We start from the raw sequence: 14591 nt of genomic DNA, 5'->3' as shown, positions 1-14591 counted from the left end.
CCGAGAACAAGGGATTAAACCGGGTCCCTCCGAGTATGGAGTCATGGCCGAAATCCACCCGAATCAGCGTGTCGCCGTTTTGGTCGACGCGCAGAACCTCTACCACACGGCACAGAGTCTCTACTCGCGGAACATCGACTACTCATCGCTTCTCGAAAAGAGCGTTCAGGGCCGCGAACTCACCCGCGCTATCTCGTACGTCATTCGCGCGGATGCCCCCGACGAGGAACGGTTCTTCGAGGCGCTCGTCGACATCGGCTTCGAGACGAAGATAAAGGACATCAAGACGTTCGGCGACGGGTCGAAGAAGGCCGACTGGGACGTCGGCATGAGCCTCGACGCCGTGACGCTCGCCAACCACGTCGACACCGTCGTTCTCTGCACGGGCGACGGGGACTTCTCCCGACTCTGCTCGCACCTGCGTCACGAAGGTGTCCGCGCCGAGGTGATGGCGTTCAAGCAGTCGACGGCCGAGGAACTCATCGAGGCGGCCGACTCGTTCGTCGACCTCTCGGAACGAGAAGAAACCTTCTTACTCTAAACGCCCGGCGACATCGTCGAGTCGGTATCCCCGGCGTCTACGGCGTTTCCGGCGTTCCCGCTATCTCCCGCGCTCCCGACGTCTCCCCGCACGTCGAGGAAGAACGCCGTCGCAAACGTCTGCTGGAACGCGAACACGAGTATCGTCGAGACGAACGCCAGTCCGACGAGCGACCCGAGAACGACCGGTGACTGCGGCGGCACCATCCCGTACGCCGACAGCGGGTCGACGGTTGCGAGCGCGAACGTCGGCAGTTGGATGACGGCACCGAGTACGAACACCAGTAGCGTGTAGCCGAACACCGACAGCAGATTCGACCGGACGACGCCGTAGCTTCGTTTGAACCCGTCGACGACGCCCGCATCCTCGACGACGATGGCTATCGTGTAGAACTGGAAGAAGAACTGGAACAACAGCACGGCGAGGAGGGGAATCAGGAACGCCGCCAGTGCGAACAGCGCGATACCTAGTCCGACCCCTGCAGTCGGGTCAGGCACGGCGACACCGACGAGTATGACGATTGCAAAGCCGGCGAAGCCGAAGACGAGAAAGCCGACGAAAAACAGGGCGAACAGGAGGACGTTCGCCAACAGCAGCGTCAGGTAGTTCTCCTTCCCTTCGGCGACGAACGTCGACAGCGACGTTTGGCCGCCGAGTGCCTCCCGTGCCATGCCGACGATGCCGCCGACGAAAAACGGACTGACGAGGACGAGCAACAGCGAACTGATAGGGCCGACGAACCGCACGCCCAACAGCGGTAGCACTATCGCTGGCAGCGACAGCAGCGCGTAGATGGTCGCCGGCGCAAACAACGTCGGTTGTTTCAGAACGGTTCGGAGGGACTGTGTGAACGATTGGAGGACCGACACGAATCCACGTTGGCAACGTGGTCTGATAAAGCTACGCGACAGTCACGACTCGGAAGTCGAAGCGTTTTCGCCGCCCGGGGGACAGAGCCGAGTATGAGCGATGCTGCGGACGTCGCGGACCTGCGCGTCGTCGCCGACTATCAGTTCGGCGCGGGCGCGGGTGCGGCGCTGTTTCCAGAGACCGGCGACTTCGAACTCCGGCGGACGAAAAGCGGCCGCCCCCGACAGGTGTACGACGGCGACGACAGAGTCGTCTCCTACGGTATCGACGGCCGATTCCGTCTCGGCGTCGCCGGGGGTCGCCGACTGACGGATGCCCTCGACGCACCCCTCTCCCGGGTCGTCGTCGGCGACGAGAGCGAACCGTTCGTCCGCGACGGCAAGAACGTCTTCGCCAAGTTCGTCCAAGAAGTGGGTGAAGAGATTCGACAGGGCGACGAGGTGGCCGTCGTCCACGAGGAAGGGGGAGTGTTAGCCGTCGGCCGCGCGGAACTTCCAGCGAAAGCGATGCTCGACTTCGAGTCGGGGATGGCCGTGAAAGTGAGAAACGGCGCGGGCGAGGCGGACCAATAACGGAACTCTGGATGTGGGTCGGAGTCTCATCGGCCTCTGGGACGGACGTACCCGCCTAAGGACGAGTGAGATACGTTTCTCGTACGGTGTCTGCTGGAATCAGTCGTTTCCAGCAGTAGGGTTTCGAGACTTCCTCGGGTCGTTCGCTTTCGTCTCCTGTGAGAACACACGGTCGTCGAACGACAGTTTCCCGCGGGTCAAATAGACCCACAGGCAAACGAGGCAGAGACCGGATGCAACACGGGCGAACAAGATACCGTACGTGACTTCCGGGCCGCCAGTGAGTTGTTCGAGTTCGACCACCGTTGGGAGCGCGTACCCGAACAGTTGCTGTTGGGTGAGAGTAACGAGTACGAGTCCACCACCGAGATGGATACCGACCGGGAACGAGAGCCGTCCGGAAAGTAGGTATGCGGTTCCGAGGAGAACTCCGACTCCCGCACTTGTGAGGACGGTGTCGATACCGCCTCCTGCACCAGGAGAGATTGGATGCCAAACACCGAAAACGAGCGCGCTAGCCGCAACTGCCAAGAGTGCAACGTATCGCTGGTCAAGTGAGCGACTGGTGAGTCCTTCGACGAAGTTCCCGAGGACGATTCTTCGAAATATCAGCTCTTCGCTCACGACGTTTACCGTGAGATAGAGGAGTACTGCGGCAATGAACAGGAAAGAGGTCGAACGAGTCCCCACCTCGGTCGGGGTCGTCGCAAGGCGGGCGTTTCCACCGATGACGAGATACGCGACCGCCGAAACAGCGGCCAGCATCCCGACGAGGAGTCCACCGCCGAACTCCTGTAGTGATACTCTCGACAGAATCGACCCAAAGCTAGCGAACTCACGCTGGTCGAGCCATCCCGACACAGCACACGCGACACCAGCCGACGCTGCGACTCCAACACTGAGGACCAAAGCGACGACTGCTGCTTGTTGGGTCGACATCGTTGCGTTGGCCTTGGAGGGTAACAACGGAGCTACGAGAACGAATGTGGCGTACAACGCGACCAGTTGTACGAACGGCGGAATCAATCCGCGTAACGTCGCTTTGAGTCTGGTATCTTTTCGACCACGTAGGAGGCTAAGGCGTTCGTTCATCAGTAGGGACACAGACACGATGAAGGTCGTCGTTACTGTAAGAATTTTCAGAGAAATCTTTCGGTAATATTTTTGATATTAATTGTGTTCTGTCCCAATGACACCGACACGCCAACTGGAAACAATCCACGGAACATTCTTGAAGAACGTGTGAGCACGTCGTATTGTGACCGGCAATCGAGACTCAACGACTGAACTAGATTCGATGTTTGGTCTCCTCTCCAACGAGCTACGCCTTGAGATACTCCAGCAACTCTGGGAAAGACGTGGCGAGGCGCTTTCTTTTTCGGAATTACAGTCACAGGTCGCCGTCCGCGACTCGGGCAAGTTCAACTATCATTTGAATATGCTTGTTCCCGAGTTCGTTCGGAAGTCGGAGGCAGGATATCTGCTCGCACATGCAGGCAAGCAGGCTATCGGAACCGCCGTTTCCGGACACTTTTCTGACGTAAGCGACTTGGACCTCGGTACCGTCTCCGCGGGCCCATGTGTGCTTTGTGAGGGAACCTTAGAGGCACAGTACCGAGACGGTGAAGTCAGCGTAGACTGTCCGGAGTGTGGTGAGTTAATCGCTCGTATGCCGGTTCCACCCATCACCGTCGCTAGTATCACCCCAGAGCGACTCCCGGAGGTGTTCAGTCTGCATCTCCTCACTCTTTCCCGTCAACTCAGTCGGGGATTCTGTAAGCTCTGTCACGGTCGGGTCGACTCGAAACTGACTGCACTCTCGCCGGAGGAATCGGTCACTCACCACCCCGAACTGAACGTTCGATTCGAGTGTCGGGCATGCGGCGACGAGACGAACCTGAACGCCGGGGCCGTCACCATGGACCATCCCGCAGTTACGTCCTTTCTGTTCGACGCTGGAATCGACTTGCGAGAGACCAACGTGTGGACCTTCGACTCCATTCTCGACCCGGAGACGAAAATCGTGAGCGAAGATCCACTTCGGCTACGTCTCGTAATGGAACTTGATGGGGCCGAACTCGTACTAACGCTGAACGAGTCGGCGGCGGTTATCTCCCACGAGCGACGACCATCGGGTTGACCGCGTCTTTCGTCGGCTTGCGAGACTACACGTCTATCTTTCCTAAAGATACGGCGCGAGACCGAGTGCCTGCACCAGCGAGACGCCGGCGAGTACCGACCCGACGAGATACCCGCCGATGGCCCCACCGTTCAAAAGCGGCAGACCGGCGTGGGCACGACCTTTTGCGACGGCCCACATCAGTACGCCGAGACCGAGGAACGTGCCGACCATCGCCAGCAGTGCAGGGAGGTTCAGCGCCGGAATCGCTCCGAACCCGAACGCCGCCGCCGGCGAGAAGAACGCCGCACTGGCGACGAGCACCGTCGGCATCACCGCGTCACCGAGGCCGATGAAGAACGCGTCGCGCCCCGCGTCGTCGGTGTCGTCAGTGTCGTCGATGTCATCCTGTTCCGCCGACTCCGCCACACCGTCACCGTCGGCGACGGCCGTTTGTTCCTCGCCGTTTTTGCTCTCGGTCTCCGTCTCCGGCGAGTCCTCGTCGTCTTCGTGAACGTCGCTCGCGCCCGAGAAGTCGTCGTCGAGAAGCGAGTACGACAGCGACAGCGGAATCACGAGGACGACCGGTACTCGCAGGTCCATCACACCCTCGGCGAGGCTGAGCATGTGTTCGGTGCCGTAGACGCTGATGGCGTCGTAGACGGCGAGCACACTCAGAAGAACGATAGCCGGAAGCACGCCGAAGCTAATGCCGAAGAGTCCGGCCGCGCCCGCACCCATCACGACGCCGGCGGTGTCGACGACGTACCACTCGGGATAGAGGTACAACGCCAGCGACACGCCTGCGGCGAGCGCCAACGAGAGCAGTTCGACGTAGCCCGCGCCCGTCTGGACGACGAGAACGGGCGGGACGATGGCGCTGAACACGTACCACGAGAGCAGACCGCTGCTAAAGAGCACGACGGCGCGGACGGTCCACGCGGCGTTGAAGCGGAACGCGGCGAGCATCGCGGCGGTGGCGACGAGAATTGCGCCGATGTAAACGAGGCTGTTCGTCGGGTCGGAGGGGTCCTCGACGGCCTGATAGCCCGCCGCGTCGAACGTCGGAACGAGCGCGAGCGCGCCGAGTTGGACGAGAAGGAAGATGAGCGCGGCCAACAGGGTGCCGCGGAACATGCGAGGGTCCATCGACGACCGGTTGGGACGCCGATGGTTTGGTGGTTCCGCTTGGCCGCGAGCGGAGCGGACAGGAAACGGGCGAGTTTACCGCGCGTAGAGTTTCGTGCCGACCATCGACGCGAGTTTCGCGCGGTCTTTCGGCGTCACGGCGACGTACGGCGCGTCCACGGGGCCGAACACGTCGACGATACGACCGGCCGCCGAGAGACTCTCGTCGACGACGCTGGTGCCGATTCGGGGGTCGTCGTCGCCCTCCCAGCGGACGATAGCGAGGCCCTGTGCCGTCCGGGAGACGGTACCGACTCGCTGCATCAGTCGCGGAGGATGCCGACGTAGGCGGCGACGGCTTGGACGAGGTCGTTCTTCGTGGCGTCGTCGGCACCTTGGACGAGCACACACCCGCGAGTCTCGTACTCCCGCGAGTACGTCTTGTTACGCTCGATGATGGCGTCGTAGCCGACCTGCTGGACGGCTTTGGCGATTTCGTCGACCGTCGGATTTTCGACGGCCGCGTTCAGCGGGACACGGCGGCCCCCCGAGCGGGTCTTCTCCGCGTCGAGATAGGCGGGCCAGATGACGTTTTCGACCATAGTCGCTGTGGATGCCCCGGGAAAAAGACGGTTGTGGTCGCGGGCCGCGGGATTCGGATGCAGTCTGACGGACGGCCGCGACGTGTTCGTGGTCCGAACGAGAGGTGGACCGGGAGAGTTCGCTGGCTCTTACAACCGTCGCGCCGACAACGCGGCGACGGCCAGTGCGGCGACGGCGACGGTCACACCGAATCCGGGTCCGGTCGTGTCCGTCGAATCGCCAGACTCGGTCGTCGTCTCGTCGTCGTTGGCGGCGGGCGCTTCGGTCTCCGTGGCCTCGTCGGTCTGCGTCGTCTCGTTCGTTGCTCCGTCACCGTTCGCGGTCTCCGTCGTGTTCGCGTTCGCTTGGAACTCGGCGCGGGAGACGAACTCAGCGTCGGCGTCGGGGTGGAACCCTTCGGTCATGTTCTGGACCGCGTAGACGACGCTTCGTGGTGCGGGTTGGTTGAGGTAGTTCTGCTCGACGACGACGTACTGCCCGTTCTGTCCGGCGGCGGTGCTGGCGTACGGTTCGGTCGTCACGTACTGCTCACCATCAGCCTCGGTCTGGACGAGCAGAATCTCGGGGTTGGCTTCGACGACGACTTCGTCGCTCACCTCCGGGTATCCAGTTAGACCACGTTCGGCAGCGACGTTCGACCCGCCGGAGGCGTTTATCATCGCGCTGATGAACGTGTTCCCGCCGGCGACGTACGGACCGCCCAGCGGGTACAGCACAGACGGACGCTCGGCGTCGGCCGTCGCGTTCTCGGCCGCGTCGACGTTCTGCATCATCCACGCGTTCGCTTCCGACGCGCCCGCACAGTTACCGGTGAGTTGGCCGATGAGCGTCGTCTTCTCGCGCACGTCCTCGATGTTCGTCGCGTCCGGGAGGTGGAAGACGGTCAGTCCGGAGTTGCGGAGCGCCTCGACCGTTTCGGGGGAGATGGAGTTCGGCGCGAGGACGAGGTCGGGGTCGGTGGCGACGACTTTCTCGTTGTTGACGCCGAATCCGGCGGCGGAGACGTTCGAGCGACGCTCCGCGCCGTCGAGGTAGAGTGCGAACTGCGAGACGCCGACGACCTGCTCCTCGCCGCCAATCTCCCACATCGTCTGGGCGGCACTCGGGTTGAGCGTCGTCACGCGCTCGGGTTTCTCCTCTATCGTCACTTCGGTCCCTGTCGCGTCCGTCGCGGTGAACGGGAACGAACAGTCCGCTTGCATCGCCGGGTTCGTGTCGCCGACGGACCCGACACCGACGCCTGCCGCCGTCGCTGTCGCGGGCGCGACGAGCGAGAGGACGACGAGCGCCGTGAGAATCGTGGATACTGTCTGTCGCATGTGACTCCACCGAATCACTAATTCAATAAGTATTTACCTAATGCAAGCAGGCTTTCGTAACAGATGCGAATCGAGACACGCACGGGCGTCTGGTCGGTTGCGCTCCTCGTCGTTCTCGCGGTCGTCGTGCTCGTGAGCGCCGGTATCGGCCCGGTCGCCATCACGCCGTCGACGGTCGCCAAAGCGACGCTCAACGGCGTCGCGGTGCCAGCGTCGGTCTCGTTCGGGCAGGCGTCGGTCGCAGGCGTCACCCTTCCGACGCCTACGGTCGGCTACGTTCATCCGTTTTCCTTCCCCGTCGAAGGCTCCCACCAGACCATCGTGACGACGATTCGACTCCCGAGAATCCTCCTCGGGGCCGTCGTGGGGTTCGCACTGGCGACGGCGGGCGTCGTCATGCAGGGCTTCTTCCGAAACCCGATGGCGGACCCCTCCATCATCGGCGTCTCCTCGGGCGCGGCCGTCGGTGCCGTCGCCTTCCTCGTCGCGCCGTTCGCGTTTCCGTTCGGTCTCGGTCTCCAAGGCGCGGCGTTCGTCGGCGCGCTTCTCACCGCGTTCGGCGTCTACCTCATCGCCACCGAAGACGGCCGGACACCCGTTGCGACGCTGCTTCTGGCGGGCGTCGCCATCCAGACGTTTCTGGGCGCGGTCATCTCCTTTATGCTCCTACACAGCGGCGAGAGCCTCCGTCAGGTCACCTACTGGCTGATGGGTCACCTCGACAACGCCTCGTGGGGCGACGTTACCGTCGCTGCGCTTCTGGTTCCGCTGCTGTTTTTCGTACTCCTCGCGTACGGCCGCGACCTGAACGTGCTCCTCTTGGGTGAAGAAGACGCACACAGCCTCGGTATCGAAGTCGAGCGGACCAAGCGCGTTCTGCTGGCGGTGTCGAGTCTCGTCACTGCGGCGGCCGTCGCCGTCTCCGGCGTCATCGGCTTCGTCGGCCTCATCGTCCCGCACGTGATGCGTCTACTCGTCGGCCCCGACCACAGAATCCTCCTGCCGACGAGTGCGCTCGCAGGCGCGGCGTTTCTCGTCGCTACCGACACGCTCGCGCGGTCGGGGACTGCCGAACTGCCGGTCGGCATCGTCACCGCGGCGCTGGGTGCGCCGTTCTTCCTCTATCTGCTGCGCACACAGGAGGTGCGTTCGGTGTGAGCCGCAGGAACGGTAGTGGGGAAACGGGCAAGGACGCCGCCATCCGCGTCGACGACCTCGTGGTCGAACTCGGCGGTGTCTCGGTACTCGACGGCGTGGACGCGACGGTCGAACGCGGGACGTTCGTCGGCCTCGTCGGACCGAACGGTGCGGGGAAGTCGACGCTGTTGCGCTCGGTTTCGGGGCTGCTTCGCCCCGCCCGTGGCTCCATCGTCGTCGACGGCGTCTCCATCGCCGGGCGCTCGTCGAAGGCAGTCAGTCGACTCGTGGCGACCGTTCCACAGAACACCTCCCTATCGTTCGACTTCGACGTGCGCGAGACGGTTGCGATGGGTCGGTCGCCGCATCTCGGTCGGTTCGAGCGTTTCGGCGACGACGACGAACGCGCCGTCTCGGAGGCGATGGCACGGACCGACGTTTCGCAGTTCGCCGACCGCTCGGTGACCGCCGTCAGTGGTGGTGAGCGCCAGCGTGTGCTGCTCGCGCGTGCGCTGGCGCAGGACGCGCCGGTGCTGCTCTTGGACGAACCCACGGCGAGTCTCGACATCAACCATCAGGTTCGGACGCTCGAACTCGTCCGCGACCTCGTGGCGAGCGGGAAAACCGTCGTCGCAGCTATCCACGACCTCAACCTCGCCGCGCACTACTGCGACGAACTGCTCCTCTTGGGCGACGGGCAGGTGCTGGCTTCGGGCGACCCCGAGTCGGTGCTGACGGAGGCCAATCTGGAGACTGCGTTCGACGCGAACGCCGTCGTCTCCCGGCATCCGGTGACTGGCTCCGTCTACGTGACGGCGCTCCCCGAGAACCACCGCGGCGACCGAGAGGGCCGCGTTCACGTCGTCGGCGGCGGTGGAAGCGCCGCGCGTCTGTTGTATCTTCTCGACGCCGCCGGCTACGACGTCTCGGTCGGTGCGCTCAACGAGGGCGACTCCGACACCGAGACGGCCCGCAGTCTCGGGTTGGACACGGTGACTGTCCCGCCTTTCGCTGCCGTCGACGCCGAGACGCAGACAGCGGTCGAATCCCGGGTCCGAGACGCCGACGTGACCGTCGTCGCCGACGTCGAAATCGGTGACGGCAACCGGGCGAATCTCGATGCGGTCCGGGCCGCAAGGTCGCTCGTTCTCGTCGAGGAACGGCCGTTCGCCGAGCGCAACTACGCCGGTGCTGCGGCCGCCGAGACGTACGCCGAACTGCGAGAGCGGGCGACGGTCGTCTCACCGAGTCGTGTCGTCGGCGCGGTCGCTGCGGCGGTCGACGAGGCGCAAAACCCAACAGACGCTGGCCGGAACTCGGACGCTACTCGGTCCGCCCAGTCGTCGCAGTCGTCTCACTCATCTCACTCGTCGCAGTCGTCTCAGTCGTCGCGCTCCTCGGACCACCGGTCGTAGAGCGCGTCGCCGACGACCGAGCCGACGATACCGGGGAGCAGAAACACCGACCCGAGAAAGACGGCGAGGATACTCAGCCACCGCGAGTACGGTTGCGTCGGCGGCCAGAGGAGTGGAAGCCACTGGACGACGAACTCCCAGAACGCAGCGATGAGCAGGAGGGAGAGGAGTGTCGTACAGCCGAGGCGCACGGCGAGGCGTCTCGCGGACGGTCCCGGTTGCGGGTCGGGGAACTCGAACTCGTCTGCCACGTTCGACGTTCGTACCGGAACGATATAACCGACACGCGAAGCGTCAGCCTTACTCGCCGCCGGAGCGACGCTCACGACAGACAGCTATGACGGTTCCCTGCGTACGCGTGCCCGCTTCCGCGGGCGAGGAGACCCGACAGGCGCTCGTCGACGTGGGCGTCGTCGACCACGGCCACGACATCGTCGCCGACGACGGCGTTCTCTACATCCCGGTGACCGACTCGGCGGCCGTTCCCGCCGAGTACGAACTCGTCGACCACGACGTTCCGTCCCGCCGCCAGCAACGGACGCCCGCAGACTTACTGGGTTCCGAGCCTTCCTACGAACGACTCGGTGACATCGTCATCCTCGACGAAGACGACCCAGAGCGCGCCCGAACCATCGCCGACGCGGTGATGGAGTCAGACGTGCGCGCGGAGACAGTCGTAAATCGCGCCTCGAAGATACAGGGTGAACTCCGCGTCCGCGACTGGGAAGTTCTCGTGGGCCAAAACACGGAAACGCTCCACCGCGAGTACGGCTACGAGTTCCTCCTCGACATCTCGTCGGTGTACTTCTCGCCGCGGCTGGCGACCGAACGACACCGCGTCGTCGAACAGGTCGAGGCGGGCGAGCACGTGTTCGATATGTTCGCCGGCGTCGGGCCGTTCGCGGTGCCATTCGCCGACGCCGGTGCCGACGTCGTCGCCGCCGATTTGAACGAGGTGGCCGTCGAGTATCTCCGACAGAACGCGGAGCGAAACGGCGTTTCGGACAGACTCACGGCGATTCACGGCGACGTGACCGAGGTCGGACGCGAGCACGAGAACTGGGCGACCCGCATCGTGATGAACCTCCCGCACAGCGCCGACGAGTTCCTCGACACCGCCGTCGCCGTCGCAGGCGACGACTGTGTGATTCACTACTACGACATCCAACACGAAGACGACCCGTTCGGGCCGGGTGAACGCGCGATTCGCGCCGCCGCCGAACCCGAGTACGAGGTGACCGTCGTGAACGAGCGCGTCGTCCGGTCGTACGCGCCCCACGAGTACAACGTCTGTCTGGACGTTCGGCTGTCTCGACGCCCCGAATAGCCACGCGTCGACGTGGCACGCGGCGTCTCGTTTCGGAACCCTTATTGGCCCGATAGCGGTACGTTGAGGTGCGCGATACTGCGCCGGTGTAGCTCAGCTGGCAGAGCGATTCCTTCGTAAGGAATAGGCCGAGGGTTCAAATCCCTCCACCGGCTCTTTCTGCGACGAACTTCACGAGAAGCGGAGCGGTTTCGAAACCCAGTTAGCTCGTCTCTTGGGGTTTGCGGTCTCTTCGCCGAGCATCGACTAACCGCTTGAGCCACGCGACCTGTTCGTCGCTGATTCCGTCTTCGACTCTCGTTTGTGGGGGATTTCCGAGTTTGAGTTCTTCACTCGGTCGCCGAGGATGTTTTTTCGTGCGGCTTGGTTCCCGATGAGGTCTAACCGCGATCATACGTGTCTTTTCGAGGGATTTTATAAAAATAAAACTTGCCCAGACGAGAATAGATGGATGTACCGGTGTCTGTTCCGTCTCACCAGACATGGGACGCCCTTCGGGCAGAGAACCCGTCGCTCCACACGTGAGAGCGGTCCGGGGGGTGCTCGTCCCGGACGTTGACACACCAAGACAATCCGAGGGGGAGCAGATTGTCGTCGAGTACCGCCGAATGTTGCAAGAACCTCCGCGTGGCAGGCACTCGTCTCTTCCAAGGTGGGGGACACCCTTGGTAATGCGTTCTGTACCGGTCTGCATGCTCGTCCAGAGCGGGTCGACCACCGACGACCCGCCTTCTCGCCCGCCTTCGTGAAACAGCGACCCAACGGCCGAGACCACGTATTTCGGCGGTATGGTCACGATACCACTCCCTGCCGGACCACGTCACGTCGATGCAGACGGTTTATGCGCGCGTGCTGCCGATTTCGACTATACATGCTCACGTTCATCGGTCTCGGTCTCTACGACGAGCAGTCGATAACCGTCGAAGGACGGGAAGCACTCCGGAGCGCAGACCGCGCCTTCGCGGAGTTCTACACGAGCAAACTCATCGGAACGACAGTCGACGCCCTCAGTAAACACCACGGCGTCGACGTCGAAGTTCGGGACCGCGCAGGCGTCGAACAGGACGCAGACGAGATTCTCGACGCCGCCGAGGAGGGCGAGACAGTGTTTCTCACCGCCGGCGACACGATGATTTCGACGACGCACGTCGACTTACGACTCCGGGCGCACGAACGCGGTATCGAGACGGAAATCGTCCACGGCGTCACCGCTCAGTCGGCCGCCAGCGGTCTCACCGGACTGCAGAACTACCGATTCGGAAAGGCGACGACGCTTCCGTTTCCCTACGCCCACGGGGCGGACGGGACTCCACAGAGCGTTATCGACACCATCGAAGACAACCGCGAGCGAGGCCTCCACACCCTCGTCTACCTCGACATCAAAGTCGGCTACGAGCGTGCAGGCGTCGACGCCGCCGACGAGTACATGACCGCTGACTTCGCCGCCCGCGAGTTCGCCCGCGACTGGGACGAGGACGCGCTAGGTGTCGTCGTCGCCCGCGCGGGCAGTCCCGAACCGGTCGTCGCCGCCGACAGACTCTCGGCGCTCTCCGAACGGGAGTTCGGCGACCCGCTGCAGATGCTCATCGTTCCTGCGGAGTTGCACGACCTAGAAGCAGAGGCGCTGGAGGCGTTCGGGGAAGCACCGGCCGACGTTATCGAAGACAATCTGTACTGAGTCGCGGCGAACAGAATCGAAGCTTCGAGAGTCTTTCTCTACTGCTAGCGGTTGTGGCTGTCGCCCGTCTCGCCGTCGCTACTGCCGGTTCGACCGTCGACGCGACCACCGTCGGGTCGCATCTGCCGCCGTGACTGGTTCTCGTGGCCCTGCACGTCGAGTGCGCTGTGGAGGTCGTACTCCTCGCGCGTCAGCATGAACAGCACGTCCTCGATGACGGTGAGGAGTTCTGGCAGTTCGCGGACGACGAGATAGGTGATGCCGATGAGTGCGACGACGGCGAGCAGTTGGCTGATGACACGGTCCGAGAGGAAAAACGAGACCATGTACGGGTCCGACGACCCGAACAGCATCAGCACCTCGTCGACGAACCACTGCATGTACTGCTGGCCGAAGACGATGCCGATGAACGTCGTCCGCAGCAGGTTCAGTCCGTAGATGATGGGAATGGCGATGGCGAGCGCGCGGAGCTTGCGGCCGAGTGGCGCGCGGACCGCGGCGATGAGTCCCGCGAAGATGGCCATGCTCCCGATGCCGGTGCAGGCGAGAACGACCGAGAACACCAGTCCGTGGCCGTCGGTGTGGACGAATCGGAAGGTGTTGTCGTAGCCGGCCGGCCCGACGATAGCCGTCGGGTTGTAGCCGAGCAGGTTGATGAGATACCCCGTCTGTGCGGCGACGAGTTCGACGAGCATCTCACGCGGAGAGGGTATCGTCGTCGACCCGAGCGTTATCGCCGGGATGGTCTCGAACGGGAGGTAGACGATTCCCATCACGGCGACGGCGCGCGAGAGGATGAACAACGAGTCGCGGCCGCGGTAGAGCAGCAGTGCCGCGTACAGACAGAGCGGGACGGCCGCGATACTGAGGAAGCCCTCGATGTAGGACTTGTGTTCGAAAGCGAAGTGCGGGAACAGATTGAGCCAGAAGAGCGCGAAGGCGACCCACGCGCTCACCATCGTGTAGCGAGCGACGCGCTGGTTCGAGCGTTCGAACAGCGCACCGCCGGCGAACAGCGCGATGGCGACCCACGCGAGCGGGTCGGAGGGGACGACGCCGGGCATATCGCTATCCTTTGCGTGTGGCGGTAAATCCCTTGTCGTCTGTGGTAGTGCGAGCGCACAAACGAGTTTTGGCGAGAGAGTGTTTTGTCGTGTTGAACTACCGTCGTCAGTACGTTTCGACGTCGACACCGAGTTTCTCGAAGTCGTCGACGTTTCGTGTGAGAACCGGTTCGCCGAACTGGTCCGCCACTGCTCCAATGTATCCGTCTTCGCTCTCGACGCCGCTGGAACCATCGTTACGACGGTCTGCGTCGGCTACGAGTTCGGCCGCCCGAACTGCCGTTCGTTCGTCGATACTCACGAGCGGGTACGCTCGGACGAGATTCCGAACTCGGCGTCGCTCGTCTTCGGATTGAAGAAACTGCGCGCCGTAGTGGAGTTCCGTCACTGAAATCACGGTGACTCGCTGAACGACGTCCTGCTCTTGCATCTCGACGCCACGCTCGAACGCCGACGGGTCACCGCTTTTCAGATCCAAGAGATACGACGTGTCGAGAATCATTCGGACGTGTCCGCGTTGGCGTCGAACCGCTCGCGGAGTCGCTTTCGGCGGTCACTCTCGCCGGAACGCCGTCGCTCGATTGCATCGCGCATCGTCTCCGCTGACTCCTCGTCGGTGTCGCTGTCGATGAGTCCCATCGACGCGAGTACTCTCGGGTCGGGACCGCCGACCATCCGACGGAGCGTCTCCTCCATCGTCTCGTCGCTTCCCTTGTGCGCCGAGACGAGTTCGTGGAACTCCTCGGAGACACGAATCGTCTTTCCCATACTGTATACTCGGTTATACGCACTCAAGAATCTTGCTGCCAACGCGTTTC

Annotated in this window: 17 protein-coding genes and 1 tRNA gene; 8 read left to right on the top strand and 10 right to left on the bottom strand. The window is 63.1% G+C overall.

What is annotated here, in order from left to right:
• Positions 1-43 precede the first annotated feature (43 nt).
• On the top strand, positions 44-541 hold the full coding sequence (locus AUR64_RS07085) for a LabA-like NYN domain-containing protein (protein ID WP_058581245.1): 498 nt from the start codon (positions 44-46) through the stop codon (positions 539-541).
• Here the strand turns inward: AUR64_RS07085 and AUR64_RS07080 are convergent.
• On the bottom strand, positions 538-1410 hold the full coding sequence (locus AUR64_RS07080) for a DUF7847 domain-containing protein (protein ID WP_058581244.1): 873 nt from the start codon (positions 1408-1410) through the stop codon (positions 538-540). The two genes, AUR64_RS07085 and AUR64_RS07080, sit on opposite strands and share 4 nt — an antisense overlap.
• A gap of 93 nt (positions 1411-1503) precedes the next feature.
• On the opposite strand from AUR64_RS07080, the gene AUR64_RS07075 reads away from it, so the two are divergent.
• Positions 1504-1983, top strand: a complete 480-nt coding sequence (locus tag AUR64_RS07075) for a PUA domain-containing protein (RefSeq protein WP_058581243.1) — start codon at positions 1504-1506, stop codon at positions 1981-1983.
• A gap of 99 nt (positions 1984-2082) precedes the next feature.
• On the opposite strand, the gene AUR64_RS07070 is transcribed toward AUR64_RS07075, so the two are convergent.
• Positions 2083-2922 (bottom strand): CPBP family intramembrane glutamic endopeptidase, encoded by an 840-nt coding sequence (locus tag AUR64_RS07070; RefSeq protein WP_058581242.1) that lies wholly within the window; start codon positions 2920-2922, stop codon positions 2083-2085.
• 358 nt (positions 2923-3280) lie between these two features.
• Here AUR64_RS07070 and AUR64_RS21425 point away from each other — a divergent pair, with 358 nt between their 5' ends.
• Positions 3281-4123: a DUF7351 domain-containing protein gene (locus AUR64_RS21425; protein WP_058581838.1), complete on the top strand. Its 843-nt coding sequence runs from the start codon at positions 3281-3283 to the stop codon at positions 4121-4123.
• A gap of 42 nt (positions 4124-4165) precedes the next feature.
• Here the strand turns inward: AUR64_RS21425 and AUR64_RS07060 are convergent, their stop codons facing one another.
• The 4 genes from AUR64_RS07060 to AUR64_RS07045 all read right to left on the bottom strand — a co-directional run bounded on the left by AUR64_RS07060 (position 4166) and on the right by AUR64_RS07045 (position 7152).
• A complete protein-coding gene (locus AUR64_RS07060) occupies positions 4166-5251 on the bottom strand; it encodes a presenilin family intramembrane aspartyl protease PSH (RefSeq protein WP_058581241.1) in 1086 nt (361 codons plus the stop codon).
• A gap of 75 nt (positions 5252-5326) precedes the next feature.
• Positions 5327-5554, bottom strand: a complete 228-nt coding sequence (locus AUR64_RS07055) for an H/ACA ribonucleoprotein complex subunit GAR1 (protein ID WP_058581240.1) — start codon at positions 5552-5554, stop codon at positions 5327-5329.
• Positions 5554-5832, bottom strand: coding sequence for a signal recognition particle subunit SRP19 (srp19, locus tag AUR64_RS07050; protein ID WP_058581239.1), 279 nt, complete (start codon positions 5830-5832; stop codon positions 5554-5556). The genes AUR64_RS07055 and srp19 overlap by 1 nt, the downstream gene beginning before the upstream one ends.
• Before the next feature lie 129 nt (positions 5833-5961).
• Complete coding sequence (locus AUR64_RS07045) at positions 5962-7152, bottom strand: PGF-CTERM-anchored ABC transporter substrate-binding protein (RefSeq protein ID WP_058581238.1); 1191 nt, start codon at positions 7150-7152, stop codon at positions 5962-5964.
• Between the two features lie 63 nt (positions 7153-7215).
• On the opposite strand from AUR64_RS07045, the gene btuC reads away from it, so the two are divergent.
• The gene (gene btuC, locus AUR64_RS07040; RefSeq protein ID WP_058581237.1) at positions 7216-8310 is read left to right on the top strand and encodes a vitamin B12 ABC transporter permease BtuC; all 1095 of its coding nucleotides are present in this window, start codon (positions 7216-7218) and stop codon (positions 8308-8310) included.
• Entirely contained in the window at positions 8307-9704 is a 1398-nt protein-coding gene (locus tag AUR64_RS07035) for a heme ABC transporter ATP-binding protein (RefSeq protein ID WP_058581236.1), read from the top strand. Before btuC ends, AUR64_RS07035 begins: the two co-directional genes overlap by 4 nt.
• Here the strand turns inward: AUR64_RS07035 and AUR64_RS07030 are convergent.
• Entirely contained in the window at positions 9671-9955 is a 285-nt protein-coding gene (locus AUR64_RS07030) for a hypothetical protein (protein WP_155120545.1), read from the bottom strand. The genes AUR64_RS07035 and AUR64_RS07030 overlap by 34 nt on opposite strands.
• Before the next feature lie 86 nt (positions 9956-10041).
• Between AUR64_RS07030 and AUR64_RS07025 the strand changes: the two genes are divergently transcribed.
• The 3 genes from AUR64_RS07025 to dph5 all read left to right on the top strand — a co-directional run bounded on the left by AUR64_RS07025 (position 10042) and on the right by dph5 (position 12709).
• On the top strand, positions 10042-11031 hold the full coding sequence (locus AUR64_RS07025; RefSeq protein ID WP_058581234.1) for a class I SAM-dependent methyltransferase: 990 nt from the start codon (positions 10042-10044) through the stop codon (positions 11029-11031).
• Between the two features lie 82 nt (positions 11032-11113).
• A tRNA-Thr gene (locus tag AUR64_RS07020) sits at positions 11114-11186 on the top strand.
• 716 nt (positions 11187-11902) lie between these two features.
• The gene (gene dph5 / locus AUR64_RS07015; protein ID WP_058581233.1) at positions 11903-12709 is read left to right on the top strand and encodes a diphthine synthase; all 807 of its coding nucleotides are present in this window, start codon (positions 11903-11905) and stop codon (positions 12707-12709) included.
• A gap of 44 nt (positions 12710-12753) precedes the next feature.
• On the opposite strand, the gene artA is transcribed toward dph5, so the two are convergent.
• From artA to AUR64_RS07000, 3 genes are all read right to left on the bottom strand, one after another.
• Positions 12754-13773, bottom strand: coding sequence for an archaeosortase A (gene artA / locus AUR64_RS07010; RefSeq protein WP_058581232.1), 1020 nt, complete (start codon positions 13771-13773; stop codon positions 12754-12756).
• Positions 13774-13879: 106 nt separating this feature from the next.
• Positions 13880-14275: a PIN domain-containing protein gene (locus AUR64_RS07005; protein WP_058581231.1), complete on the bottom strand. Its 396-nt coding sequence runs from the start codon at positions 14273-14275 to the stop codon at positions 13880-13882.
• Complete coding sequence (locus AUR64_RS07000) at positions 14272-14541, bottom strand: hypothetical protein (protein ID WP_058581230.1); 270 nt, start codon at positions 14539-14541, stop codon at positions 14272-14274. The genes AUR64_RS07005 and AUR64_RS07000 overlap by 4 nt, the downstream gene beginning before the upstream one ends.
• Positions 14542-14591 lie beyond the last annotated feature (50 nt).

Source organism: Haloprofundus marisrubri, assembly GCF_001469955.1.
Taxonomy (GTDB): domain Archaea; phylum Halobacteriota; class Halobacteria; order Halobacteriales; family Haloferacaceae; genus Haloprofundus; species Haloprofundus marisrubri.
This window is presented reverse-complemented; position numbering and strand designations above follow the sequence as displayed.

Excerpts from the sequence above, each read along its gene's own strand:
- AUR64_RS07085 (WP_058581245.1), top strand. The coding sequence starts at position 44 with ATGGCCGAAATCCACCCGAATCAGCGTGTCGCCGTTTTGGTCGACGCG.
- AUR64_RS07075 (WP_058581243.1), top strand. The coding sequence starts at position 1,504 with ATGAGCGATGCTGCGGACGTCGCGGACCTGCGCGTCGTCGCCGACTAT.
- AUR64_RS07070 (WP_058581242.1), bottom strand. The coding sequence starts at position 2,922 with ATGTCGACCCAACAAGCAGCAGTCGTCGCTTTGGTCCTCAGTGTTGGA.
- AUR64_RS21425 (WP_058581838.1), top strand. The coding sequence starts at position 3,281 with ATGTTTGGTCTCCTCTCCAACGAGCTACGCCTTGAGATACTCCAGCAA.
- AUR64_RS07060 (WP_058581241.1), bottom strand. The coding sequence starts at position 5,251 with ATGGACCCTCGCATGTTCCGCGGCACCCTGTTGGCCGCGCTCATCTTC.
- AUR64_RS07055 (WP_058581240.1), bottom strand. The coding sequence starts at position 5,554 with ATGCAGCGAGTCGGTACCGTCTCCCGGACGGCACAGGGCCTCGCTATC.
- srp19 (WP_058581239.1), bottom strand. The coding sequence starts at position 5,832 with ATGGTCGAAAACGTCATCTGGCCCGCCTATCTCGACGCGGAGAAGACC.
- AUR64_RS07045 (WP_058581238.1), bottom strand. The coding sequence starts at position 7,152 with ATGCGACAGACAGTATCCACGATTCTCACGGCGCTCGTCGTCCTCTCG.
- btuC (WP_058581237.1), top strand. The coding sequence starts at position 7,216 with ATGCGAATCGAGACACGCACGGGCGTCTGGTCGGTTGCGCTCCTCGTC.
- AUR64_RS07025 (WP_058581234.1), top strand. The coding sequence starts at position 10,042 with ATGACGGTTCCCTGCGTACGCGTGCCCGCTTCCGCGGGCGAGGAGACC.
- dph5 (WP_058581233.1), top strand. The coding sequence starts at position 11,903 with ATGCTCACGTTCATCGGTCTCGGTCTCTACGACGAGCAGTCGATAACC.
- artA (WP_058581232.1), bottom strand. The coding sequence starts at position 13,773 with ATGCCCGGCGTCGTCCCCTCCGACCCGCTCGCGTGGGTCGCCATCGCG.
- AUR64_RS07005 (WP_058581231.1), bottom strand. The coding sequence starts at position 14,275 with ATGATTCTCGACACGTCGTATCTCTTGGATCTGAAAAGCGGTGACCCG.
- AUR64_RS07000 (WP_058581230.1), bottom strand. The coding sequence starts at position 14,541 with ATGGGAAAGACGATTCGTGTCTCCGAGGAGTTCCACGAACTCGTCTCG.